The sequence below is a fragment of the Pseudomonas sp. NFPP04 genome, assembly GCF_900113815.1.
GTDB classification, from domain to species: Bacteria; Pseudomonadota; Gammaproteobacteria; order Pseudomonadales; family Pseudomonadaceae; genus Aquipseudomonas; species Aquipseudomonas extremorientalis.
The window spans coordinates 435,009-458,100 of the sequence record NZ_FOQS01000001.1; the positions used below are offsets into that span (position 1 = coordinate 435,009).

Annotated in this window: 18 protein-coding genes; 13 read left to right on the plus strand and 5 right to left on the minus strand. The window is 63.1% G+C overall.

Translation table 11 applies throughout. From position 1 onward, the window contains the following. Positions 1-40: 40 nt before the first annotated feature. The 4 genes from BM017_RS02100 to BM017_RS02115 all read right to left on the minus strand — a co-directional run bounded on the left by BM017_RS02100 (position 41) and on the right by BM017_RS02115 (position 4,746). A complete protein-coding gene (locus BM017_RS02100) occupies positions 41-715 on the minus strand; it encodes a lysoplasmalogenase (RefSeq protein WP_092240957.1) in 675 nt (224 codons plus the stop codon). 1 nt (position 716) lies between these two features. Next, positions 717-1,106: a protease inhibitor I42 family protein gene (locus tag BM017_RS02105; protein WP_092240959.1), complete on the minus strand. Its 390-nt coding sequence runs from the start codon at positions 1,104-1,106 to the stop codon at positions 717-719. Between the two features lie 137 nt (positions 1,107-1,243). Next, the gene (gene lon, locus BM017_RS02110) at positions 1,244-3,664 is read right to left on the minus strand and encodes an endopeptidase La (protein WP_092240961.1); all 2,421 of its coding nucleotides are present in this window, start codon (positions 3,662-3,664) and stop codon (positions 1,244-1,246) included. 92 nt (positions 3,665-3,756) lie between these two features. Next, complete coding sequence (locus tag BM017_RS02115) at positions 3,757-4,746, minus strand: GntR family transcriptional regulator (RefSeq protein WP_170856026.1); 990 nt, start codon at positions 4,744-4,746, stop codon at positions 3,757-3,759. Between the two features lie 334 nt (positions 4,747-5,080). Here BM017_RS02115 and BM017_RS02120 point away from each other — a divergent pair, with 334 nt between their 5' ends. From BM017_RS02120 to BM017_RS02180, 13 genes are all read left to right on the plus strand, one after another. After that, a complete protein-coding gene (locus BM017_RS02120; RefSeq protein ID WP_092240966.1) occupies positions 5,081-6,403 on the plus strand; it encodes an amidase in 1,323 nt (440 codons plus the stop codon). An 11-nt stretch (positions 6,404-6,414) separates the two neighbouring features. Next, a complete protein-coding gene (locus BM017_RS02125) occupies positions 6,415-7,293 on the plus strand; it encodes a polysaccharide deacetylase family protein (RefSeq protein WP_010212857.1) in 879 nt (292 codons plus the stop codon). Positions 7,294-7,323: 30 nt separating this feature from the next. After that, positions 7,324-8,664, plus strand: coding sequence for an MFS transporter (locus BM017_RS02130; protein ID WP_092240968.1), 1,341 nt, complete (start codon positions 7,324-7,326; stop codon positions 8,662-8,664). 10 nt (positions 8,665-8,674) lie between these two features. Then, positions 8,675-9,436 (plus strand): SDR family NAD(P)-dependent oxidoreductase, encoded by a 762-nt coding sequence (locus BM017_RS02135; RefSeq protein WP_092240970.1) that lies wholly within the window; start codon positions 8,675-8,677, stop codon positions 9,434-9,436. Positions 9,437-9,578: 142 nt separating this feature from the next. Further along, complete coding sequence (locus tag BM017_RS02140; protein WP_092240972.1) at positions 9,579-10,328, plus strand: SDR family NAD(P)-dependent oxidoreductase; 750 nt, start codon at positions 9,579-9,581, stop codon at positions 10,326-10,328. Positions 10,329-10,341: 13 nt separating this feature from the next. Next, positions 10,342-10,641 carry a hypothetical protein gene (locus BM017_RS02145; RefSeq protein ID WP_071488653.1) on the plus strand — a complete coding sequence of 100 codons (300 nt, stop codon included), beginning with the start codon at positions 10,342-10,344 and terminating at the stop codon, positions 10,639-10,641. Continuing rightward, the gene (locus BM017_RS02150) at positions 10,638-11,612 is read left to right on the plus strand and encodes a CobW family GTP-binding protein (protein WP_092240974.1); all 975 of its coding nucleotides are present in this window, start codon (positions 10,638-10,640) and stop codon (positions 11,610-11,612) included. The genes BM017_RS02145 and BM017_RS02150 overlap by 4 nt, the downstream gene beginning before the upstream one ends. After that, the gene (locus tag BM017_RS02155; protein ID WP_092240976.1) at positions 11,609-12,784 is read left to right on the plus strand and encodes an ABC transporter substrate-binding protein; all 1,176 of its coding nucleotides are present in this window, start codon (positions 11,609-11,611) and stop codon (positions 12,782-12,784) included. The genes BM017_RS02150 and BM017_RS02155 overlap by 4 nt, the downstream gene beginning before the upstream one ends. Positions 12,785-13,248: 464 nt before the next feature. Continuing rightward, the gene (locus tag BM017_RS02160; RefSeq protein WP_092240978.1) at positions 13,249-15,585 is read left to right on the plus strand and encodes a putative bifunctional diguanylate cyclase/phosphodiesterase; all 2,337 of its coding nucleotides are present in this window, start codon (positions 13,249-13,251) and stop codon (positions 15,583-15,585) included. Positions 15,586-15,796: 211 nt separating this feature from the next. Beyond that, on the plus strand, positions 15,797-16,474 hold the full coding sequence (locus BM017_RS02165; RefSeq protein WP_092240981.1) for a methylamine utilization protein: 678 nt from the start codon (positions 15,797-15,799) through the stop codon (positions 16,472-16,474). After that, positions 16,458-18,806 (plus strand): putative bifunctional diguanylate cyclase/phosphodiesterase, encoded by a 2,349-nt coding sequence (locus BM017_RS02170; protein WP_092240985.1) that lies wholly within the window; start codon positions 16,458-16,460, stop codon positions 18,804-18,806. Before BM017_RS02165 ends, BM017_RS02170 begins: the two co-directional genes overlap by 17 nt. A 5-nt stretch (positions 18,807-18,811) precedes the next feature. Continuing rightward, on the plus strand, positions 18,812-19,675 hold the full coding sequence (locus BM017_RS02175; RefSeq protein ID WP_092240987.1) for a DUF3034 family protein: 864 nt from the start codon (positions 18,812-18,814) through the stop codon (positions 19,673-19,675). Further along, complete coding sequence (locus tag BM017_RS02180) at positions 19,675-20,094, plus strand: group I truncated hemoglobin (RefSeq protein WP_092240989.1); 420 nt, start codon at positions 19,675-19,677, stop codon at positions 20,092-20,094. The genes BM017_RS02175 and BM017_RS02180 overlap by 1 nt, the downstream gene beginning before the upstream one ends. Positions 20,095-20,154: 60 nt before the next feature. Here the strand turns inward: BM017_RS02180 and BM017_RS02185 are convergent, their stop codons facing one another. Beyond that, positions 20,155-22,572 carry a glucose/quinate/shikimate family membrane-bound PQQ-dependent dehydrogenase gene (locus BM017_RS02185; protein WP_092240991.1) on the minus strand — a complete coding sequence of 806 codons (2,418 nt, stop codon included), beginning with the start codon at positions 22,570-22,572 and terminating at the stop codon, positions 20,155-20,157. Positions 22,573-23,092 lie beyond the last annotated feature (520 nt).

A 23,092-nucleotide genomic window follows, 5' to 3' on the forward strand; every position in this document is an offset into this window, starting at 1 on the left:
CAGTGTTGTAGAAGTTTTGGCTATAAATATTAGCGTTGATCTAATCAATAAGTTCTTTCGTTGGTACATTCGCGAATGGCTGAGTAGCGGTTGGAGAGAATGCCGCTGCTGTTATTCCCCACTGGCCCAGCCAATAGCTAGTGATCAGCAAGTACGGGGCCGCATCGAACGCCACCACAAACCGATTGATGCCAATCAGTGTGTCGGAAAACACAAACGACACGGCACCCGCCGCCGCCAGCAGAGCCGAGCGTTTTGGCACTTCGCTGCCCAGGCGTGCCAACGCTCGCCAGAGCATCGCGCTGATCACGGCGGCGTAAACCACCACGGGGATCAGCAAATCACCGAGGCCGTGCGAGATCAGGATGCTCAGTAGCACAACCCCCATGCCCAGCGCCAATACCAGCGGCAGCAGCGCCAGGCGGCGGCAATCACTGAAATAGGCCTTGAGATACGCCAGGTGCGCAAACAGGAACGCCCCCAGGCCAAAGATAAACAGGTCGCCGGGCCAGGCAAGCAGCACATCGCCCACCAGGGAAAAAATCAGCCCAAGGCTGATCCAGCGTCGATAGTCGGTGGGCGGTGCATCATGCAGCCAGCCCAGCAGCGCAAGTACCGGCAGCGGCTTGACCAATAGACACAGCAAGGTGGCATGGGTGCTCAGGCCGTAGATAAAAGTGCCGGCGCCCATCAACGCAAGAATCAGCCAGGGCATATCAGTTCACCGTAATGGCGCAGTCAAAGGTTTCGACAGGTTCGGCCTCCGGCTCCCAGGGTTGCTGGGAGGTCAGGCGCAAACGGCCCTGGCCGGAGGCGAAGGCCTGGAAGCGCCAGGTCGATTGGCCGCCGCCGCCGATCACACCCGACTCGCTGCTACTGTAGACCTCAGGGCTCAACGCGCGCAGTACGCCGCCGGCGGAATCCTGGATGGCCCAGCGGTAACCGGTAGTGGGGTTGCTCGGGAGGGTGAGGGTCAGGTTTTGCCCGCTTTTAAGCTGAAGCGGACAGGCGCTCTGGTTGTCCACGGTGACGTTTTGCTTCGGTGCACTGGCGCACGCGGCCAGTAAGGCAAGGCTCAAGGGGAGAAGCAGGCGGGCAGCGGTCATGGGGGCTCCGTTCATTCACGACGAAGGGCGAGCATAACCGAAGATGAGACAAGGTGTGACAACAGGGCAGCGGGCTTGTTGTGGCGAGCAGGGCAAGCCTGCTCGCCACAGGGGGCCTACCAGGCGCTGGATAGCTGTCAGAAGAGCACCTTCGCCACATCCGCAAAGCGCTTGGCAAAGTGCACCGTCATGCCTTCCTTCAGGTACTCCGGCAACTCTTCAAAACTCCCGCGATTCGGCTCCGGCAAGATCAGTTCATGGATCTTCTGGCGCCGCGCCGCGATGACCTTCTCACGCACCCCGCCAATCGGCAGCACATGCCCGGTCAACGTCAGTTCGCCGGTCATGGCCACGCCTTTTTTCGGCGGCTGGTTACGCGCCAGCGACAACAACGCGCTGGCCATGGTCACCCCGGCGCTCGGGCCGTCTTTGGGCGTGGCGCCTTCCGGCACATGCAAGTGAACGAAGGCTTCATCGAAGAATTTCGGATCGCCGCCAAATGACTTCAGGTTCGAACTGATGTAGCTGTAGGCGATTTCGGCAGATTCCTTCATCACTTCACCCAATTGCCCGGTGAGCTTGAAGCCGCGGTTGAGCGTATGGATGCGCGTGGCCTCGATCGGCAAGGTTGCGCCGCCCATGCTGGTCCAGGCCAGGCCTGTAATCACGCCGGTGCCGGACAGCACTTGCTCATTGCGGAACACTGGCATGCCCAGGGAGCTTTCCAGGTCCTTGCTGCCGATCTTGATCACCGAGGCCGGCTCATCCAGCAGCTTGACCACCGCCTTGCGCACCAGTTTGCCCAGCTGTTTCTCCAACTGTCGCACCCCGGCTTCGCGGGCGTAGCCGTCGATGAGTGCGCGCAGGGCGCCGTCGCTGATGGTCAGGCTGGTTTTCGCCACACCGGCTTTTTCCAGCTGCTTGGGCCACAGGTGACGCTTGGCGATGGCGACTTTTTCTTCGGTGATATAGCCCGACAGGCGAATCACTTCCATACGGTCCAGCAGCGGGCCGGGGATGGAGTCCAGAGTGTTGGCGGTGCACACGAACAGCACCTTGGACAGGTCCAGGCGCAGGTCCAGGTAGTGATCGAGGAATTCGACGTTCTGCTCCGGGTCGAGGGTTTCCAGCAGCGCCGACGCCGGGTCGCCCTGGAAGCTCTGGCCCATCTTGTCGATCTCGTCGAGCATGATCACCGGGTTCATCACCTCCACGTCCTTGAGCGCCTGCACCAGCTTGCCGGGCAGCGCGCCGATGTAGGTACGGCGATGGCCCTTGATCTCGGCCTCGTCGCGCATGCCGCCGACGCTGAAGCGGTAGAACGGCCGCCCCAGGGACTCCGCGATGGATTTGCCCACACTGGTCTTGCCCACACCCGGCGGGCCGACCAGCAGCACGATGGAACCGGCGACTTCGCCTTTATAGGCGCCCACCGCGAGGAACTCGAGGATGCGGCTCTTGATGTCGTCCAGGCCCGCATGGTGCTTGTCCAGCACCTTGCGCGCATGTTTCAGGTCGAGCTTGTCCTCGCCGTACACGCCCCACGGCACCGAGGTGGCCCAGTCCAGGTAGTTGCGCGTCACCGCGTATTCCGGCGAACCGGTCTCGAGGATCGACAGCTTGTTCAACTCTTCGTCAATGCGTTTCTTCGCCTGGGCCGGCAGCACCTTGCCTTCCAGGCGTTGCTCGAATTGTTCGACGTCCGCGCTGCGGTCGTCCTTGGTCAGGCCCAGCTCCTGCTGGATCACCTTGAGCTGTTCCTTGAGGAAGAACTCGCGCTGGTGCTCGCCGATCTTGCGGTTCACCTCGGCGGAGAGTTCTTTTTGCAGGCGTGCGACTTCGACTTCCTTGCGCAGCATCGGCAGCACTTTTTCCATGCGCTTGAGCATGGGCACGCAATCCAGCACTTCCTGCAACTCGTTACCGGTGGCCGAGGTCAGCGCGGCGGCGAAGTCGGTGAGCGGCGACGGGTCATTGGGGCTGAAACGGTTGAGGTAGTTCTTCAGTTCTTCGCTGTACAGCGGGTTGAGCGGCAGCAGTTCCTTGATCGCATTGATCAGTGCCATGCCATAGGCCTTGACCTCGTCGGTCGGCTCGCTGGGCTGGTGCGGGTACTCAACTTCCACCAGGTACGGTGGGCGGTGGTGCTTGAGCCAGGTCTTGATGCGTACGCGGGTCAGGCCCTGGGCGACGAATTGCAGCTTGCCGTTCTCGCGGCTGGCGTGGTGCACCTTCACCAGGGTGCCGTACAACGGCAGGCTGGAGGTGTCGAAGTGGCGCGGGTCTTCCGGCGGCGTGTCCATGAAGAACAGGGCCAGGGAGTGGTGGTCGGACTTGCTTACCAGCTCCAGGGTTTCGGCCCACGGTTCTTCATTGACGATCACCGGCAGCACTTGCGCCGGGAAGAACGGCCGATTGTGGATCGGGATGATGTAGACCTTGTCCGGCAGGTTTTGCCCAGGCAGGGCCAGGCCGGTATTGGACGAGGCGGATTCAGCGTTTTCGGGGTCGGCGTAGTCGTTGAGGTCGTAATCGGGGAAATCTTGCTGGTCGCTCATGGGGCACCTGCATAAGGAAGTATGGTGCTTAGATGGGGCGGGGCAGTGGTGGTTTCAATGGCGGGGTGGAGTTAGCAACAAATTGCATGAATTCAGCTGATCTTGTGCAGATAACTCGGCAACGGCTGCTCCGGTAACACCGACAGCACCTTCAACCGCTGCAACATACGTTGCCTGGCCCGCTGCAAATGCTCGCGCAGGTTCAACGCCGCCGCATCAAACGCACCATGCAGCAGCAGCTCCAATATCAACCGATGTTCGGCCAGCATGGCTGGATCCGCGCCGATCCCCAGCAAGCGGTAGAAAATCCGGCTGATGATCATGGGGCTCTGGCCCTGGCGGATCAACGCCGCGATCTTGCGGTTCTGCAGGCCGGCGAGGCAGCGTTGGTGCAAGTCGTCCTCGATCTGTTCGATGGCCTCCAGGCTGCAGTGGGGGCTGTCCTGGGCGGCCAGCACGCGCTGCAGCATGGCTTCGAGCAACTCGCGGTCGAGGTGGGGCGCGCTCTGGCGCAGCGCTTCGGGTTCCAGGCAGGCGCGCAGTTCGTAGTCTTCGGTGACTTCCCGCGCCGTCAAAGGCCCCGCCAGCCATTGGGAGTAGGGCTCCTTTTCCACCAGGCCACGGTCGCGCAGGCGCATCAGCGCTTCGCGCACCACCGCACGACTGACGCCGTAGTGGTCGGCGGCGGCTTGCTCGTCGAGGCGGTAATGGCCGAAGGCGATGCAGGTGGACAGCGCCGCGCCGATTTCTTCGACGATGCGTTCGCCCAGGGGGCGCGTGTCCACCAGTTCATCGTCACGGTTGAGCCCCAGGTGTGCATGGCTCAGCGGCAGGCGCAGCGGTTCCATGGCCAGGCCTTCGGGATTGATCAGGTAACCCCGGCCGTTGAAGCGGCAGATCAGGCCTTCGTCATGCAGCAGGTCCAGGGCCTTGCGCACTGGGACACGGCTGGTGCCGAACAATTCGGCCAGCGGCGCTTCCAGCAACACCAGGCCATGGCGCGCAGTGCCGTTGACGATCGCGTCACGCATCACCTTGTAAATCATCGCGTAACGGGAGGCCGAGGCGGACACTGCTTTCATCGTTTTCTCTGGAGGCTGTAGGAAGGTGGCCGAGGATTCTCTCATAAGTCGTGCCTGTCACTCTGCGCCACGTCGGTGGCACTTTTTTGGGGCCTTGAAAGTGAGGATGTTACTTTTCTGCACCAAAATGTACTTTTTAATAGAAGATACATTATTTCATTGAAGGTGTTTTCCCTCTTCCTGGCAAGATTTTTCCTGCCGTCTAAAAGCATCTATCCCGCTGCTCTGGGCAAACTTTCCTCATCGCGCACACACGTGCCGATACAGACTGGCACGGAATCTGCCTTTGTAAAATGTACATTTTATGAATATGTACGTTTTGAGGATCAAGCCGATGTCAGACGCCACTTCCATGGCCGAGGATTTTGCCAGCGGTCGCAGTGACCCGGTGCAAGCCCTCGAACAGGCACTCGATAAGGCCAGCCAGGCCCCGGCCGTGTTTATCAGCCTGACTGCCGAGCGTGCGCGCCGTGAAGCCGAAGCCTCGGCTGCCCGTTGGCGCGCCGGGCAGCCATTGAGCGTGTTCGATGGTGTGCCGCTGGCCTGGAAGGACCTGTTCGATGTGGCCGGCAGCGTCACCACCGCAGGCGCTGCCTATCGCCGCAACGCGCCTGCCGCGTTGCTCGATGCACCTGTGGTCGGCCTGTTGTGCCGCGTCGGAATGGTCAGTGTCGGCAAGACCAACCTCAGCGAACTGGCCTATTCCGGCCTGGGCCTGAACCCGCATTTCGGCACGCCGCACAATCCCCATGGCGACGACCAGCCGCGCATTCCTGGCGGCTCGTCGTCCGGCTCGGCGGTGGCCGTGGCGGCCGGGATCGTGCCCATCGCCATGGGCACCGACACTGCGGGCTCGATCCGCATCCCATCGGCGTTCAATGGCCTGGTGGGCTATCGCAGCAGCCGCCGACGCTACAGCCGCGACGGCGTGTTCCCCCTGGCCCATACCCTCGACAGCCTGGGGCCGCTGACCCGCAGCGTGCGCGATGCACTGGCCATCGACGACCTGCTGCATGGCCGTACCCAGATCCACACTGCCCGCAGCCTCAAGGGCCAGCGCTTTGTGTTGGCGCAACAGGACGTCGAGCCCGCCGTGCGCAACAACCTGTTGCGCGCCGTGGAGCAACTCAAGGCCCGGGGCGCACTGGTTGAAGAACGTGAATGCGCGACCTTCCAGGCCACCCTGGACCTGATCAAGCACCACGGCTGGCTCGGTTCCTTCGAAGCCTTTGCCCTGCATGAAGCGCTGCTCGACGGCCCTGATGCCGAGCAACTCGACCCTCGCGTACGTCGCCGCCTCGAAGCCGCGCGCGCACTGCCCGCCAGTCAGCTTATCCACCTGACCGATGCACGCCGCCGCCTGCAACAGCAACTGATCGACGACCTCGACGGCGCCATCCTGATCACCCCCACCGTCGCCCATGTCGCGCCAGCCCTGGCACCGCTGGAGGCCGACGACGACCTGTTTGTCAAAACCAATTTCGCCACCCTGCGCCTGACCATGCCCGGCAGTTTGCTCGACATGGCCTGCGTGAACCTGCCCAGCGGCCGCGATGCCCAGGGCCTGCCCACCGGGCTGCTGCTCAGCGCCCCCACCGGAGAAGACGCTCGCCTGTTGCGCGCGGCGTTGTCCGTCGAAACCGTACTTAACGTTTAAGGAGACACACCATGGCTAAAGACATCCTCTGTGCATTTGGCGTCGACGTTGACGCCGTCGCCGGCTGGCTCGGTTCCTACGGCGGCGAAGACTCGCCGGACGACATCTCCCGTGGCCTGTTCGCCGGTGAGGTCGGCGCGCCACGGTTGCTCAAGCTGTTCGAACGCTACGGCCTGCGCACCACCTGGTTCATCCCCGGCCATTCGATGGAAACCTTCCCGGAACAGATGAAGGCCGTGGCCGACGCCGGTCACGAAATCGGCGTGCACGGCTACAGCCACGAAAACCCTATCGCGATGACGGCCGAGCAGGAAGAAATCGTGCTGGATAAATCCATCGAACTGATCACCCAGGTCACCGGCAAGCGCCCCACCGGCTATGTCGCGCCGTGGTGGGAATTCAGCAAGGTGACCAACGAACTGCTGCTGAAAAAAGGCATCAAGTACGACCACAGCCTGATGCACAACGACTTCCATCCCTACTACGTGCGCAAGGGCGACAGCTGGACCAAGATCGACTACAGCCAGCACCCCGACACCTGGATGAAACCCCTGGTGCGCGGCGAAGAAACCGACCTTGTAGAGATTCCGGCCAACTGGTACCTCGACGACCTGCCGCCGATGATGTTCATCAAGAAAGCCCCCAACAGCCACGGTTTCGTCAACCCGCGTCACCTCGAAGAAATGTGGCGCGACCAGTTCGATTGGGTCTACCGCGAACACGAACATGCGGTGTTCACCATGACCATCCACCCGGACGTGTCCGGTCGCCCGCAAGTGCTGCTGATGCTGGAGCGCCTGATCGAACACATCCAGAGCCATGCCGGCGTGCGCTTCGTCACCTTCGACGAAATCGCCGACGACTTCATCCGCCGCCAACCGCGTACCTGAACCTTTGCAACCACCCCTGAGGCGCGACCCATGTCCATCTACAACAAGCTTGACCTGACTGGCTGGAAACCCCGGCAACTGACGTCCCAGGAAGTGCGCTTCGCCACCTGGATCGCGTTTTTCGCCTGGGTGTTTGCGGTGTATGACTTCATCCTGTTCGGCACCTTGCTGCCGGAGATTGGCCGGCACTTCGGCTGGGGTGAAGTGGAGCAAGCGGAAATCGCGACCTGGGTCGCGGTGGGCACGGCGGTGGTGGCGTTTGCCATTGGGCCGGTGGTCGACAAGTTGGGCCGGCGCAAAGGCATTATCTTCACCGTGGCGGGGTCCGCGCTGTGTTCGGCGCTGACCGCTATCGGTGGTGCGTGGGGCAAGTCGCCGCTGATTTTGATCCGTTCGTTGGGCGGCCTGGGCTATGCCGAGGAGACCGTCAACGCCACCTACCTGAGCGAGCTGTACGGCGCTTCGGAAGACCCGCGCCTGACCAAACGCCGTGGCTTTATCTACAGCCTGGTGCAAGGCGGCTGGCCGGTCGGTGCGTTGATCGCCGCCGGGTTGACCGCGCTGTTGCTGCCGATCATCGGCTGGCAGGGCTGCTTTATCTTTGCCGCGATCCCGGCCATCGTCATCGCGATCATGGCGCGCAAGCTCAAGGAGAGCCCGCAGTTCCAGATCCACCAGCGCATCAGCGAGCTGCGTAAAAGCGGTGCGGTGAAAGAAGCGCAGAACGTCGCCGTGACCTACGGCGTGGATTACGACGAACACAGCAAGGCCGGCCTCAAGGCCGCCTTCCGTGGCCCGGCGCGCCGCGCCACCCTGGTGATCGGCGCCGCGCTGTTGCTCAACTGGGCCGCGATCCAGGTGTTCAGCGTGCTGGGCACTTCGGTGATCGTCAGCGTGCACCACATCTCGTTCGAGAACTCGCTGATCATCCTCGTGCTGTCGAACCTGGTGGGCTATTGCGGCTATCTGAGCCACGGCTGGATGGGCGACAAGATCGGCCGTCGCAACGTGATCGGCCTGGGCTGGATGCTCGGCGGGCTGTCGTTTGCCGGGATGCTGTTTGGCCCGAGCAATATGCCGATGGTGGTCGGGCTGTACAGCCTGGGCCTGTTTTTCCTGATCGGGCCGTACTCGGCGGCGCTGTTCTTTATCAGCGAGAGTTTCCCCACCAGCATCCGCGCCACCGGTGGCGCGATCATCCATGCCATGGGGCCGATCGGCGCTGTAGTCGCAGGCTTTGGCGCGACCCAAGTGTTGTCTGCCGGCAGCGACTGGCAGACCGCCGCGCTGTGGTTTGGCGCACTGCCGTGCTTCCTCTCCGGCGCGCTGATGTTCGCCGCACGGCATGTGCGTCCGGAAACCGTTCAGTAAGGAGTGATCGATGATCCCTGAAGTTGCCTTGATTACCGGTGCCGCCAGCGGCATCGGCCAAGCCCTCGCGGTGGCCTATGCCCGCGTGGGTGTGGCGGTGGTGGGCGGGTATTACCCGGCCGATCCCCATGACCCGCAGGCCACCGTAGGCCTGGTGGAAGAGGCCGGCGGCAAATGCCTGATGCTGCCCTTGGACGTGGGCAATACCGCCTCGGTGGACGCCCTGGCCGAACAGGCGGTGGCGCATTTCGGCCGGCTGGACTACGCCGTGGCCAACGCCGGCCTGCTGCGCCGCGCACCGTTGCTGGAGATGACCGACGCGCTGTGGGACGAAATGCTCAATGTCGACCTCACGGGGGTGATGCGCACCTTCCGTGCGGCCACCCGCCATATGGCTGAAGGTGGTGCGCTGGTGGCGATTTCGTCGATTGCCGGTGGCGTGTATGGCTGGCAGGAACACAGCCATTACGCGGCGGCCAAGGCCGGTGTGCCGGGGTTGTGCCGGTCGCTGGCGGTGGAGTTGGCGCCGCTGGGGATTCGTTGCAATGCGGTGATCCCGGGGTTGATCGAGACGCCGCAGTCGCTGGATGCGAAGAATTCGCTGGGGCCGGCAGGCTTGGCGAAAGCGGCGCGGGCGATTCCCTTGGGCCGGGTAGGGCGGGCGGATGAAGTGGCGTCGCTGGTGCAGTTCTTGACCAGTGAGGCGTCGAGTTATTTGACCGGGCAAAGCATCGTCATCGACGGTGGCCTGACCGTGCGCTGGCCCGACTGACTAACTGGTTTACTGGGTCCAGTGTGGGAGGGGGCTTGCCCCCGATAGCGGTGCATCAGTCACCGTTGTTTTATCTGAACCACTGCCATCGGGGGCAAGCCCCCTCCCACATTGGACCTGTGTTTTGTTCAGGAGAATTTACATGTCCCAACTTTCAAACCGCCGCGCCGTGATCACCGGCGCCGGCAGCGGCATCGGTGCCGCCATCGCCCGTGCCTACGCCGCTGAAGGTGCCCGCCTGGTGCTGGCCGACCGCAATGCGGCCAGCCTCGCGGAAACCGCGATCACCTGCCGCAACCTCGGCGCCGAGGTGTTCGAATGCCTGGCCGACGTGGGCACTGCCGAAGGCGCCCAAGCCAGTGTCGACCGCTGCGTCGAGCACTTTGGCGGCATCGACATTCTGGTCAACAACGCCGGCATGCTCACCCAGGCGCGTTGCGTGGACCTGACCCTTGAAATGTGGAACGACATGCTGCGCGTCGACCTTACCAGTGTGTTCGTCGCCAGCCAGCGTGCGTTGCCGCACATGCTCGCGCAGCGCTGGGGGCGGATCATCAATGTGGCTTCGCAACTGGGCATCAAGGGTGGCGCCGAGTTGACCCATTACGCAGCGGCCAAGGCGGGGGTGATCGGCTTTACCAAATCCCTGGCGCTGGAAGTGGCCAAGGACAATGTGCTGGTCAACGCTATCGCCCCCGGCCCGATCGAGACGCCCCTGGTCGGCGGCATCAGCGACGACTGGAAACGCGCCAAGGCCAGGGAACTGCCCCTGGGCCGTTTCGGCCTGGCGGATGAAGTGGCGCCGGTCGCGGTGCTGCTGGCCAGCGAGCCGGGCGGCAACCTGTTCGTTGGCCAGACCCTGGGCCCGAACTCCGGCGATGTCATGCCATGAGTGAGGTGTAGCCATGTGCGGACTCTGTGGATTGCTTGGTGAAGACCTGCACTGGAGCGACCCCCTGGGCGATGAATTGCCCCGGCGTCGCGAACGCCTGCGCCGGATTGCGGCGATCAACCAGGTACTGGCGGTGTTCCGGCTCAAGGTCGAAGACTTCCAGGGCGCGTCCTATCTGCTATTGGGCGCCACCGGTAAACAGGCATTGGCCAGCGGCCTGGATCAACTCTGGCAAGCTGCCGAGACCCTGCTTGGCCGTCCGTTGGACCCGCTCGATCCGCGCCTGCTGGATCATCTGGAGGCCTGCGTATGAGCATCGCCCTCAACGTCATCACCGGCTTCCTCGGCAGCGGCAAGACCACGTTGCTCAAGCGCCTGCTGCAAGGCGAAAGCCTGGGCGACACCGCGTTGCTGATCAATGAATTCGGCGACGTCGGCATCGACCATCTGCTGGTTGAGGCGGTTGCGCCGGACACCGTGCTGCTACCCGGCGGCTGTGTGTGCTGCTCGATCCGGGGCGAGCTGAAAGACGCGCTGCTTGGCCTGCTGCAGCGCCGCGAGCGCGGTGAAATCCCGGCGTTCAAACGGGTGATCCTGGAGACCACGGGCCTGGCCGATCCGGCACCGATCCTCGCCACCCTGAACAACGACGTGCAGTTGCGCGGGCGTTTCCATATCGGCCTGGTGATCACCCTGGTCGACGCCAGCCACGCAGCCCTGCAAGAACGCCTGCACCCGGAATGGCTGGCGCAGGTGGCGGCGGCGGATCGCTTGCTGCTGAGCAAGACCGATCTGGCGGGGGATTGCGCAGCGCTACGTACCCATTTGCAGGCACTCAATGCCGGCACGCCGATCCTCGATACCCACGACATCCACAGCGGTGACCAGCTGCTGCTCGGCGAAGGCCTGCGCAGCGCCGAGCCCGCCGTTGAAGTCAGTCGCTGGCAGTTGCATCGCATCCCCACTGCCACTCACGGCGCCGCGCAAGTGTGCAGCCTGACGTTCGACCAGCCTCTGGATTGGGTGGGGTTCGGGGTGTGGTTGTCGATGCTGTTAAGATGCCACGGCGAACGAATCCTCCGGGTCAAAGGGCTGCTTAACGTGAACGCCAGTAACGCTCCCATCGTCATCCATGGCGTGCAGCACTGCCTGCACGCGCCGGTGCATCTGCCGGCGTGGCCGGGCAGTGATCGCCAATCGCGCCTGGTGTTTATCCTGCGTGGCGTAGACCCTGCGCTGTTAAGGCGCTCGTTTGAAGTCTTTTCGCGGCGGTGGGCGACATGATCACACTGCGCGTCCTCGGCACCTCCGTGACCCTGCTTGAATGCCTGCGCGTACGTGCCGAACAAGAGCTGGGCATTCGTCTGGTGTACCAGGTGCACGATGTCGAACAGGCCCAGCGTATTGCGGTGATGCAGCCCGACAGCTACGACCTGTACGACCAGTGGTTCCACAACGTCGACTTTGTGTGGCCGGCCCAGGCGATCCAGCCTATCGACACCCGGCGCATCGCCTTGTGGCATGAAATCAACGACCTGCCCAAGCGCGGGCGCCTGTCGGCCGACGACCGCCTGGGCAGTGGCAGCGTGCCCAGTGAGCGGCTGTTCGTGCAGCACGACGGCAGCCTCGGCAGCACGGTCACCGAGCGTATCAGCATGCTGCCGCTGACCCACAACGCCGACAGTTTCGCCTACCGCCCCGAGCGCTTGCCCGACGGTTTTTGCCACGGTAACGAGAGCTGGGGCTGGCTGCTGGACCCGGCTTGGCGTGCGCGCACCGCGCTGCAAAGCGATGCCGCCATCGGCGCCCTGGATGCCGCGCTGGCGGTGCAGGGCGCGGGGCTGGCCAGCTTCAGGGACATCGGCAATATGAGCATCGAAGAGATCGACGTGCTCGCTGACATCCTGGTGCGTAAACAGAAAGAAGGGCACTTTGCGGCGTTCTGGTCCGACGATGAAGAAGCTGCGCAGTTGATGCTCAGCCCGAGTATCGATATCCAGAGCCTGTGGTCGCCGACCCTGATGCGTCTGCATCGCGCAGGGGTGAAATACCGCCTTGCCGTGCCGCGTGAAGGGTATCGCGCGTGGTTTGGCGGGTTGTCGTTGTCGCGGCATGCCAAGGGGCCGGTGCTGGATGCGGCGTATGCGTACTTGAATTGGTGGCTGTCCGGCTGGCCCGGGGCGGTGATGGCGCGCCAGGGTTACTACATTGGTAACCCCGCGCGCAGTCGTGATCACTTGAGCAGTGCCGAATGGGATTACTGGTATGCGGGGTTGCCGGCGCGGGAGGAGTTGTTGGGCAGCGATGGTTTGCCGTTGATCGATGTGGGGGAAGTGCGGGACGGGGGGTCGTATGAGCAGCGCATGGGGCATATTGCGGTGTGGAATTCGGTGATGGATGAGCACAATTATCTGGTGCGGCGGTGGGGGGATTTCATGCGGGCTCGGGGTGGGTGATTGTGTTCATATCAAGGTCGTTAAGTAGAGCAGGCGATAACTACCCTGTGGCGAGCGGGCTTGCCCTGCGTTGGACTGCGAAGCAGCCCCAAAACCGGCGACCGAAGAGTATCTGACTCAACGAATTCCTTCTTCAGGGTCGCTTCGCAACCCAGCGCGGGGCAAGCCCGCTCGCCACAATTGCAGTGTTCGCAACTGTAAGAGTTGAGCCATAAGTCGCCGTTATCAAAATAACGGATATGTACTCAACTCAAAACCTCAGCCAACCCTTTGTCGCCAAAAAAACGTCACCCAGTTCCCCGTCTTTATTGGGTGCACATACGCCCACTCCCAGCTAATCTCCTCAAATCGAATATTCAATCAAAATGGATATTTTTTTGACGCCAGGTCAGCAGTCGCAGGGAATGCACATGACAAAGGGACGTAGTGGCAGAGAGAGGCGAACGCTGCCAGAGGGCACTGCGATGAAGTGGCGCCACACGTTCCAGACCCGCATCGCCGGGGTGCTCGCGCTGCTGCTGCTGGTAGTCGTGGCCGCCACCTATTTCTCGGTAAAGACCGCCACCGCCCGCGCAGTGGAAAACCAGGCGCAAGTCCAACTGAAAACCGGCAGCCAGGTGTTCGAACGCTTGCTCGATCTGCGCGGGCATCGCCTGCAATACGGCCTGGACTGGCTGACCGCCGACCTGCCGTTCAAGCAAGCCGTGGCCGACGGCAAGACCGTGCCGATCCTTGCTGCGCTGCGCCGTCACGGCACGGGTATCCGCTCCAGCGAGGTGTTTGTGCTGGGCCTGGATGGCAAGGTCATGGTCAGCACGTTGCCGATCCTCACCCGTGGCCAGTTTTTCCCCTACGACGATGCCCTGCGTCACGCGCGGCGCACGGGGCTGCAGATGTTGATCGTGGCCATGGATGGGCGTCCGTATTTGTTGGTGCAGGATGAAGTACTCGACCCGCTGCCTATCGCTCGCATCGTCATGGGGTTCCCCATGGACAAGCTTTTCGCCAGTGAACTGCGTTCCATGAGCAACCTGGAGGTGTCGTTCCTCAGCGTGCAGGACGGCAAGCCCGGCCCGTTGTTCAGCACGCAGCCGGACGCCTACCAGGCCGGTACCCTCAGCCTGTTGCGCGACGGGCATGTCGACCCCGAACCGCGGATCCATTTGTTCTACGGCCAGCGTGTGCTCAGCCAGGTATTACCGCTGGCCAACACCGGCGACGGCGATGACGTGCGGGTGCTGTTGCAAAGTCCGCTGGACCACGCCCTGGAATCCTTTGCGCCGCTGGACCGGCAGTTCCTCGGGATTGCCCTGGCGGTGCTGGTGGTGTCGTTGGCCGGTGCGTTGTTTTTGGCGCGGCGGGTGTCGCGCCCGCTCAATGCGCTGGTGCAGGCGGCCGAACGCATCGGCGCCGGTGACTACCGCACGCCGGTGCGGGTGCGTAGCCATGATGAGTTCGGCCTGTTGGCCCGTGCGTTCAACGCCATGCAAAGCGGCATCGCTGTGCGTGAGCGGCAACTGGCGCACAACGCGTTGCATGATCCGCTCACCGGCCTGCCCAATCGCGCCCTGGCGATGGAGCGCCTGGGCAGTGCGATCAGCGCCGGCCGGCCGGTGGTGTTGCTGTATGTGGGGATCGAAAATTACCGGGTGATCAACGAAGGCTTTGGCCCCGAAGGTGTCGAGGAAATGCTGCGCGAAGCCAGTCGCTGCCTGGCCATGAGCCTGTTGGCCAGCGACACCGCGGCACGTATTGCCGGCAGTGAGTTTTTGCTGTTGCTGGAAAACACCGAGGTCGACCGCGCCGTGGCCCGCGCCGACCGCCTCTACGCGCTGCTCACCGAGCCCCAGCGCATCGGCAATGACGAACTGCGCCACGAAGTCAGCATCGGCATCGCGGCTTACCCCGCCGACGGCCAGCAAGTGGAAGAGTTGATCAGCCGCGCCGCCATCGCCCGGCATGACGCCGCGAGCCTGCCGGGGCATCTGCAGATCTACCAGCAGGACCGCGACCTGGCCCATCAGCGCCAGATCACCCTGATCCGCGACCTGCGGCGTGCGGCCATCGAGGGCGAGTTGTTCCTGTGCTACCAGCCCAAACTCGACCTCAAGCACGGCCATGTGCGTCAGGCCGAAGCCTTGTTGCGCTGGCAGCACCCGACCCTGGGCCAGGTGTCTCCCGCCGAGTTCATCCCCCTGGCCGAACGCACCGGCAGCATGAGCAGCCTGACGCTGTGGGTGATCGAAGAAGCGGTGCGCCAGATCGCCGAGTGGGCGCAGCGCGGCCTGCTGATCCAGCTGTCGGTGAATATTTCGGTGGACGACCTGGCTGATGACGACCTGGCGATTCGCGTCACCGCGCTGTTGATGCAGTACCAGGTGGACGCCGGGCAACTGATCTTCGAGATCACCGAAAGCGCGATCATGCACAACCCGCAACAGGCCCTCAGCGTGCTGGAGCAACTGCGCGGTTGCGGTATCAGCCTGTCGGTGGATGACTTTGGTACCGGCTACTCGTCCCTCGCGCAATTGCAGCGCTTGCCGGTGCAGGAGTTGAAGATCGACCAGTCCTTCGTGCGCAACCTCGACAGCACCAGCGGCGATGGCGTGATCGTGCGCTCCACCATCGAGATGAGCCACAACCTCGGACTCAAGGTAGTGGCCGAGGGCGTGGAGTTTGCCCCCAGCCTCAAGCTGCTCAAGCAGTGGAATTGCGATACCGCCCAGGGCTACCTGATCAGCCGCCCGCTGAACGCGATGGCGTTCGAGATGTGGATGCGGCGTGAGCGGGTGCCGATCTAGAAAAGCCTTTCCCTTCGACTGCAGATTTTCAAAACAGCGTCGATAACCTCTACAAGGCTTGACCGAATGCATAGTTTTTTGCCGACAGGCGGTTATGTATTGCTGTAAAACCGATGATGGCAATTGGCCTTGTTTGCGTCATCATGCATGCACTTCAATGTTTCTGTGCCAAGGCAGGCTGCTCTTTCAGCTCATTTCCTGCGGATCGACCATGGCTTGGATTTTTCACTCGTTACTTCGTACGGCACTGTTGCTGGCTGTGGCCGGCCCCGCATCGGCGGCGACGCTTGAGGTGTTGGCCCTGCAGGTCGACGGTCAGCCTGTTGCCGATGCCGTGGTCACCTTGCACGGCCCTGCGCAGGCGCCGCAAGGCGTGCTCAAGGCGGATATGGACCAGCGCGGTCAACGCTTCGCGCCCCATGTACTGGCAGTGCACACCGGTACCCAGGTGCGCTTCCCCAACAGCGACAATATTCGCCATCAGGTGTATTCGTTCTCCGCTGCCAAGCGCTTCGAACTGCGCCTTTACGAAGGCACGCCCACTGACCCGCTGCTGTTCGACAGGCCCGGCGTGGTGGTGCTGGGCTGCAATATCCATGACTGGATGCTCGGCTATATCTATGTCACCGATGACCCACGTTTCGGCGTCAGCGATGCCCAGGGCCGTGTGCGCCTGGAACAGTTGCCGGCCGGTGACTACCACCTCACCGTGTGGCATCCGCAACTGGCAGATATGCAGCCGTTGGATGGCGGCACCTTGCACATGCCTGCTGCCGGGCTCAGCCACCGTGTGACGTTGAGCCTGGAGCCCGCACCGGCGGATTTGCCGCCGCCGCCCAGCGCCTTTGGCGATGCCTTCAATCGAGCCGCCCATGAAACTGCGCAGTAGCTTCCAGGCGCGGGTCGCCTGCGTGTTGATCGTGCTGTCACTGGTGGTGATCGGCGCGCTGTATTTCAGCGTCAAGGCCGCCACCCGCTCGGCGGTCCACGGCCAGGCCCTGGCCCAGCTGGACGTGGGCACGCGGGTGTTCGAGCGCTTGCTCGACACACGCGGTCGGCGCCTGGCCGATGGCGTGCAGTTGTTGGCGGCCGACTTCGGTTTTCGCGATGCGGTCGCCAGTGGCGATTCGGCAACCCTGCGCTCGGTGCTGCTCAACCACGGCAAGCGCATCAACGCCAGCGACATGATCCTGCTGGGCATGGACGGAAAAGTCCTGGCCAGCACCCTGGAGGACGTTCCGGAGGGCTCGACCTTTCGCTACGACCAGGCCCTGCGCGAAGCCCGGCGCAATCGTCAGGCGATGCTGATGGTGCCGTTGCAGGGCGAGCCGCATCTGTTGGTGGAAGCTTCGGTGCTGGCGCCGTTGCCTATCGCGCGGGTGGTAATGGGGTTCAGCATGGACGCGGCATTTGCCGATGAGCTGCGTTCGTTGAGCAACCTGGAAGTCTCGTTCCTGGCGATTGATCATGACCGCCCCGGCGAGCTGGTCAGTACCCAGCCGCAAGCACTGCGCCAGAGCATCAGCGCGCTGATGCTGGGCGACTCGACGCGGCGTGGGGTGTCCACCACCGATCACCTTGAGCACCGCTTCCTCAGTCAATCGCTGGTATTGGCCAGTGATGAAAACGGCAAAGTCCTGGCCCTGCTGCAAAGCCCGCTGGATGCAGCGATGCAGGCCTTTGTGCCGTTGGATGAAAAGATTCTCGGGATTGCCCTGGTCGCGCTGATCGCTTCATTGATCGGTGCCTTGCTGCTGGCGCGCACGGTGTCGCGTCCGGTGCAGGCCTTGGCGCAGGCGGCCGAACGCATCGGCAGCGGCGACTATCAGACCCCGGTGGTGCTGGCGCGCAGTGATGAACTGGGGCGCCTGGCCCTGGCGGTCAACGCGATGCAAAACGGCATTGCCGAGCGCGAACAACAGCTGGCGCACAATGCCTTGCATGATCGCGTCACCGGCCTGCCGAACCGTGCGCTGGCCATGGAACGCCTGGGCAGTTCGATTGCCCTGCAACGCCCGGTGGCCCTGATCTACCTGGGCATCGACAACCTGCGCGCCGCCAGCGAAACCGCCGGCCCCGAAGCGGTGGACCAACTGCTGATCACGGTCAGCCAGCGCCTGCAAGCGGCGTTGCGCCCCGGCGATACCGTGGCGCACCTGATCGCCGACGAATTCCTGCTGCTGCTCGAAGGGGCAGGCAGCGACGAAGCGGTGGGCATGGCCGACAAACTGCAACAGCTGCTGCTGCGTCCCCAGCGCATCAACGGCCATGACCTGGCGCTGGATTGTCGCCTGGGCATCGCGGTGTACCCGGTCGATGGTGAAAGCCCGCACACCTTGCTGGAACGCGCGGCCATCGCCATGAAGGACGCCGCGCAAATGCCCGGCCGCCTGCAAATCTACGAGCAGGGCCGCGACCTGGCGCACCGCCGCCAGATTACGCTGATCCGTGACCTGCGCCACGCGGCCAACCAGGGTCAACTGTTGCTGCACTACCAGCCCAAGCTGGATATCCGCCAGGGCCATGTGCGTCAGGCCGAAGCGCTGTTGCGCTGGCAGCATCCGCAGTTCGGCATGGTCTCGCCGGGGGAATTCATCCCGCTGGCCGAACGCTCGGGCAGTATCCAGTTGCTGACCCAATGGTTGATCGAGCAGGGCATTCGCCAGTTGTGCGAATGGAACCGGCGCGGCCTGTCCTTGCAACTGTCGCTGAACATCTCGGCGGACGATCTGCTGGGCGATGAGCTGGCCCACCGGGTCTCGGCATTGCTGTGTCGCTATGGTTTGCCGGCCGAGCAACTGCTGTTTGAAATCACCGAAAGCGCGGTGATGCGTGAGCCGGAAAAAGCCCTCAAGGTGCTCAACTTGCTGCGCGATTGCGGTATCGGCCTGTCGGTGGACGATTTCGGCACCGGCTATTCGTCACTGGCGCACCTCAAGCGCCTGCCGGTGCAGGAGTTGAAGATCGACCAATCCTTTGTGCGCAACCTCGATGAAACCAGTGAAGACGCAGTGATCGTGCGTTCCACCATCGAGATGAGCCACAACCTGGGCCTCAAGGTCGTTGCCGAGGGCGTCGAATATGCCCACAGCCTGCGCCTGCTGGAGCGCTGGCACTGCGACACGGCCCAGGGTTACCTGATCAGCCGGCCGTTGAGTGCCGACGCCTTCGAAGCCTGGATGGCCTTGCCGCTCAGTGCGCAAACTTCCCTGGTTCATTGAGTGACATGACCGTGCGTTTTTCTTTCCTGATCGGTTGCCTTGGCGCACTGGCCCTGCAAACGGCACTGGCCGACAACGGCCGCCTGATCGCTACCGGTGGCGCCAGCAGTATCGAAGGCACGGCGGGCGGTGGGGTCACACCCTGGGCAGTGCTGGCCGGATACGGCGAACAGCACGAATGGGGCGCCACGGCGTTCGCGACCACGGTCAACCTGCCGGATTATCGGCTGGACGTGGCCGGGCTGGCGCTGGCCTATGACAACCGCGTCGAGGTGTCTTTCGCCCGCCAGCGCTTCGACCTCGGCAGCCTGGTGCATAAGCTCAATCTGCCCGAGGACAACCTGGGCCAGGACGTGCTTGGCCTCAAGGTGCGCCTGTTCGGTGATGTGATCTACGACGCGCTGCCCCAGGTTTCCCTGGGCCTGGAATACAAGCACCAGACGAACTTTGATATCCCCAGCCTGGTGGGCGCCAGGCGCGACAGCGATGTCGAAGGCTACCTGGCCGCCAGCCGCCTGTTCATGGGCGCCGCGTTTGGCTACAACGTGCTGGTCAACGGCAGCCTGCGCTACAGTCGGGCCAATGAAACCGGCTTGCTCGGCTTTGGCGGCGACCGCCGCGACAGCCGCAGCCTGCTCAAGGAAGGCTCGCTGGCGTTGCTGCTCAACCCGCGTTGGGCGGTGGGCGTGGAGTACCGTGAGAAGCCCGACAACCTGTCGTTTGCCGGCGAAAGTGATTGGGCGGATCTGTTCGTGGGGTACTTCCCCAACAAGCATGTGTCGTTTGTATTGGCTTATGCACGGCTTGGCGAAATCGCCACGCTGGACCACCAGAACGGCACGTATTTGTCCGTGCAGGGGAGTTTCTGATGCGCTGTCTACCGCTGGTTTTCATCCTGCTGCTCAGCGCCTGCGCGCAGCAACCGCCCAAGGACGACAGCCTCTATCGCGACCTCGGCGCCATGCCCGGCATCACCCGGATCGTGGAGGGCATGTTGCTCAACATCGCCCGGGATGATCGTATCGTCGAGCGCTTCCGGCGCATTGATATCCAGCGCCTGCGCAACAAGCTGATCGAGCAGTTCTGTGTGGAGGCGGGTGGGCCGTGCACCTACACCGGTGACAGCATGGCCGAGAGTCACAAGGGCCAGAATGTGAGCCGCAGTGATTTCAATGCGTTGGTGGAGGACTTGATCAAGGCGATGGACAGCGAGGCAATTGCGGTGCCGGTGCAGAACCGCCTGATTGCGCGGCTGGCGGTGATGCGCGGTGAAGTCATAGAACACTGATAAAAAATGTGGGAGGGGGCTTGCCCCCCTCCCAAGTGACAGTTCTGTTGCCGGTGTCGCTTATTCCGGCAGTTTGAACGCCATCACATAGTCACCCTGCTTGGTGCCCAGGGAACCGTGACCGCCGGCCATGACCAGCACGTACTGCTTGCCATCCTTGCCGGTGTAGGTCATCGGGGTGGTCTGCGCGCCGGCTGGCAGGCGACCTTCCCACAGTTGCTTGCCGTTTTTCACGTCGTAGGCACGCAGGTACTGGTCGAGGGTGCCGCTGAGGAACGCGATGCCACCGGCGGTGGTGAAGGTGCCACCCAGGCTGGGCACGCCCATGGTCAGCGGGACCGGAACCGGCGAGCTGTCACGCACGGTGCCGTTCTTGTGCATCCAGATGGTTTTGTGGGTGGTCAGGTCGACCGCGGCCACATAACCCCATGCCGGTGCCTGGCACGGCAGGCCCATTGGCGACAGCAGGGCTTCGAGGATCACGCCGTACGGCGCGCCTTTGTTTGGCTGCACGCCTTCGGTTTCGCTGACGCGCGGGCCTTGCTTGGCGATGTCGGCCGCCGGGATCAGCTTGGACTTGAACGCCATGTAGCTCGGGTTGACGAAGGCAATCTGACGCACCGGGTCGACGGAAATGCCACCCCAGTCGAACACGCCGAAGTTGCCCGGGTACACGATCGAACCTTGCAGCGATGGCGGGGTGAACGCACCGTCGTAGCGCATGGATTTGAAATCGATGCGGCACAGCAGTTGGTCGAACGGTGTCACGCCCCACATGTCACGCTCTTTGAGCGGCGGCGGCATGAAGTTCAGGTCCGACTTCGGCTGGGTTGGCGAGGTGTGGTCGCCCGCGACGGCGCCTTGCGGCACGGCCACTTCGTGGATCGGCACCACGGGTTGGCCGGTGGCACGGTCCAGCACGTAGATGCTGCCTTGCTTGGTCGACGCCATCACCGCCTGCTTCACGCCGGCTTCGGTCTTGATGTCGATCAGCGACGGCTGGCCGCCTACGTCCATGTCCCACAGGTCATGGTGAGTGAACTGGAAGGTCCACTTCACATGGCCGCTGTCGATGTCCAGGGCGGTCAGGCCGGCGCTGTATTTTTCCGAGTCTTCGGTACGGTCGCCGCCGTATTGGTCGGGCATCTGGTTGCCCATCGGCAGGTACAGCATGCCGAGTTTTTCATCCACGGCGAACATGGACCACATGTTCGGCGAGTTGCGGGTGTAGGTCTTGCCTTCGGCCAACGGGGTAGTGTCGTCCGGGTTGCCACTGTCCCAGTTCCACACCAGCTTGCCGGTGTGCACGTCGAACGCGCGGATCACGCCGCTGGGCTCGTCGGTGGAGACGTTGTCGGTGACGTGGCCGCCGATCACCACCAGGTTCTTGGTGACGGCCGGTGGCGAGGTGGAGTAGTAACCGCCTGGGGCGAAGCTGCCGATGTTGGCACGCAGGTCGACCTGGCCTTTGTCGCCGAAGTCTTCGCACATCTTGCCGGTGTCGGCGTTGAGGGCGATCAGGCGGGTGTCGGCGGTTGGCACGAAGATGCGTTTCGGGCAGGCGTTCGGTGCGGCGGCCGGGCTGGCGCTGCCGGTCGGGCTTTGCTCGGAAGCGTACACGGCGTCATCGTGATACGACACGCCACGGCAGGTCATGTGTGCCCAGCCCTTGAAGTTCTCGGCACCCTGGCTGCTGATCTTCGGATCGAAGCGCCAGATTTCCTTGCCGGTGTCCGGGTCGAGGGCAATCACCTGGCTGTGCGGGGTGCACACGTAGAGCATGCCGTTGACTTTCAGCGGGGTGTTTTCCGCGGTGGTCTCGCCTGGATCATTCGGGCCAGGGATGTCACCGGTGCGGTAGGTCCACGCCGGCACCAACTTATGGGCGTTTTCCGGGGTGATCTGCGCCAGCGGCGAGTAACGGTCACCGTAGGCCGAACGGCCGTAGGAGTTCCAGTCGCCATCGGCCTGGGACGGCGCGGCGCTGGCCATGCCTGGCACCGCGTCGCGGTCCAGTTGGCCGGTCTTGACCATCTCACCCGGGTTGGTGAACTGGCTGGCCAGGGCGGTAGCACCTGCCAACACCACGGCGACGCTCAGCGCGCCAGTGCCCAGTGGGGCAGGCTGGCCGCGCAGTAACGGACGGCGGAACCACGGCAGCAGCATGACGATACCCAGGGCGAACAGCAGCGCCAGGCGCGGCACCAACTGCCACCAGTCCAGGCCGACTTCCCACAGCGCCCACACGGTACTGGCGAACAGCACCAGTGCGTACAGGCCCAGCGCGGCGCGGCGGGTGGCCAGCAACAGGATGCCGGTCAGGGTGATGCCGATACCGGCCAGCAGGTAGTACAGCGACCCGCCGAGCATCGTCAGCTTGATACCCCCGGCCAGCAAGGCCAGGCCCATGATCAGCAGCAAGACGCCTAGCAACCTGGGCAGGAGGCGGCTTCGGCTCGAAGCACCATCAGTGCTCATAGTGTGTTTCTCCGTGACGTTGGAATTATGTGACCCCGTGCTTCACTGTAGATGACGATTCGGCACGGGCTTGGTTCAGCGTTAATTCGGTTTTTCTGGGGATAAGTGGGGTTATCCACAGACGGGCGATTTATCCCCAGGCGCAGCTCGGGGTAAGACAGCGCTGTCTTTGCAGGTGGGAATAATCAGCAAGATGAGGTCGACCGGGGGCGTGAAACGTTTCAGTTTGTTGCGGCAAGGATAAAGGGAGAGGGCGTCGAGAGAAAGCGTAAATCGCAAGATGCATCATTTCAGATTTGGTAACAGTGACAGATAGTCGCTGCAACGTTGGCTTCATGAAGCCCTGCCCTGTGGCGAGCGGGCTTGTTGTGGCGAGCGGGCTTGCCCCGCGTTGGGCTGCGAAGCAGCCCCCTGTCAATTCACCGCATTCTTTGAGAAAGACTCAGTGACTGGTTTTGGGGCTGCTGCGCAGCCCAACGCGGGGCAAGCCCGCTCGCCACAACAAGCCCGCTCGCCACAG

Bases quoted from the DNA above. Each gene is read 5' to 3' on its own strand.
- lon (WP_092240961.1), bottom strand. From the start codon at position 3,664: ATGAGCGACCAGCAAGATTTCCCCGATTACGACCTCAACGACTACGCC.
- BM017_RS02130 (WP_092240968.1), top strand. From the start codon at position 7,324: ATGTCCATCTACAACAAGCTTGACCTGACTGGCTGGAAACCCCGGCAA.
- BM017_RS02175 (WP_092240987.1), top strand. From the start codon at position 18,812: ATGACCGTGCGTTTTTCTTTCCTGATCGGTTGCCTTGGCGCACTGGCC.
- BM017_RS02125 (WP_010212857.1), top strand. From the start codon at position 6,415: ATGGCTAAAGACATCCTCTGTGCATTTGGCGTCGACGTTGACGCCGTC.
- BM017_RS02170 (WP_092240985.1), top strand. From the start codon at position 16,458: ATGAAACTGCGCAGTAGCTTCCAGGCGCGGGTCGCCTGCGTGTTGATC.
- BM017_RS02145 (WP_071488653.1), top strand. From the start codon at position 10,342: ATGTGCGGACTCTGTGGATTGCTTGGTGAAGACCTGCACTGGAGCGAC.
- BM017_RS02105 (WP_092240959.1), bottom strand. From the start codon at position 1,106: ATGACCGCTGCCCGCCTGCTTCTCCCCTTGAGCCTTGCCTTACTGGCC.
- BM017_RS02160 (WP_092240978.1), top strand. From the start codon at position 13,249: ATGAAGTGGCGCCACACGTTCCAGACCCGCATCGCCGGGGTGCTCGCG.
- BM017_RS02185 (WP_092240991.1), bottom strand. From the start codon at position 22,572: ATGAGCACTGATGGTGCTTCGAGCCGAAGCCGCCTCCTGCCCAGGTTG.
- BM017_RS02140 (WP_092240972.1), top strand. From the start codon at position 9,579: ATGTCCCAACTTTCAAACCGCCGCGCCGTGATCACCGGCGCCGGCAGC.
- BM017_RS02180 (WP_092240989.1), top strand. From the start codon at position 19,675: ATGCGCTGTCTACCGCTGGTTTTCATCCTGCTGCTCAGCGCCTGCGCG.
- BM017_RS02120 (WP_092240966.1), top strand. From the start codon at position 5,081: ATGTCAGACGCCACTTCCATGGCCGAGGATTTTGCCAGCGGTCGCAGT.
- BM017_RS02135 (WP_092240970.1), top strand. From the start codon at position 8,675: ATGATCCCTGAAGTTGCCTTGATTACCGGTGCCGCCAGCGGCATCGGC.
- BM017_RS02155 (WP_092240976.1), top strand. From the start codon at position 11,609: ATGATCACACTGCGCGTCCTCGGCACCTCCGTGACCCTGCTTGAATGC.
- BM017_RS02150 (WP_092240974.1), top strand. From the start codon at position 10,638: ATGAGCATCGCCCTCAACGTCATCACCGGCTTCCTCGGCAGCGGCAAG.
- BM017_RS02100 (WP_092240957.1), bottom strand. From the start codon at position 715: ATGCCCTGGCTGATTCTTGCGTTGATGGGCGCCGGCACTTTTATCTAC.
- BM017_RS02115 (WP_170856026.1), bottom strand. From the start codon at position 4,746: ATGAAAGCAGTGTCCGCCTCGGCCTCCCGTTACGCGATGATTTACAAG.
- BM017_RS02165 (WP_092240981.1), top strand. From the start codon at position 15,797: ATGGCTTGGATTTTTCACTCGTTACTTCGTACGGCACTGTTGCTGGCT.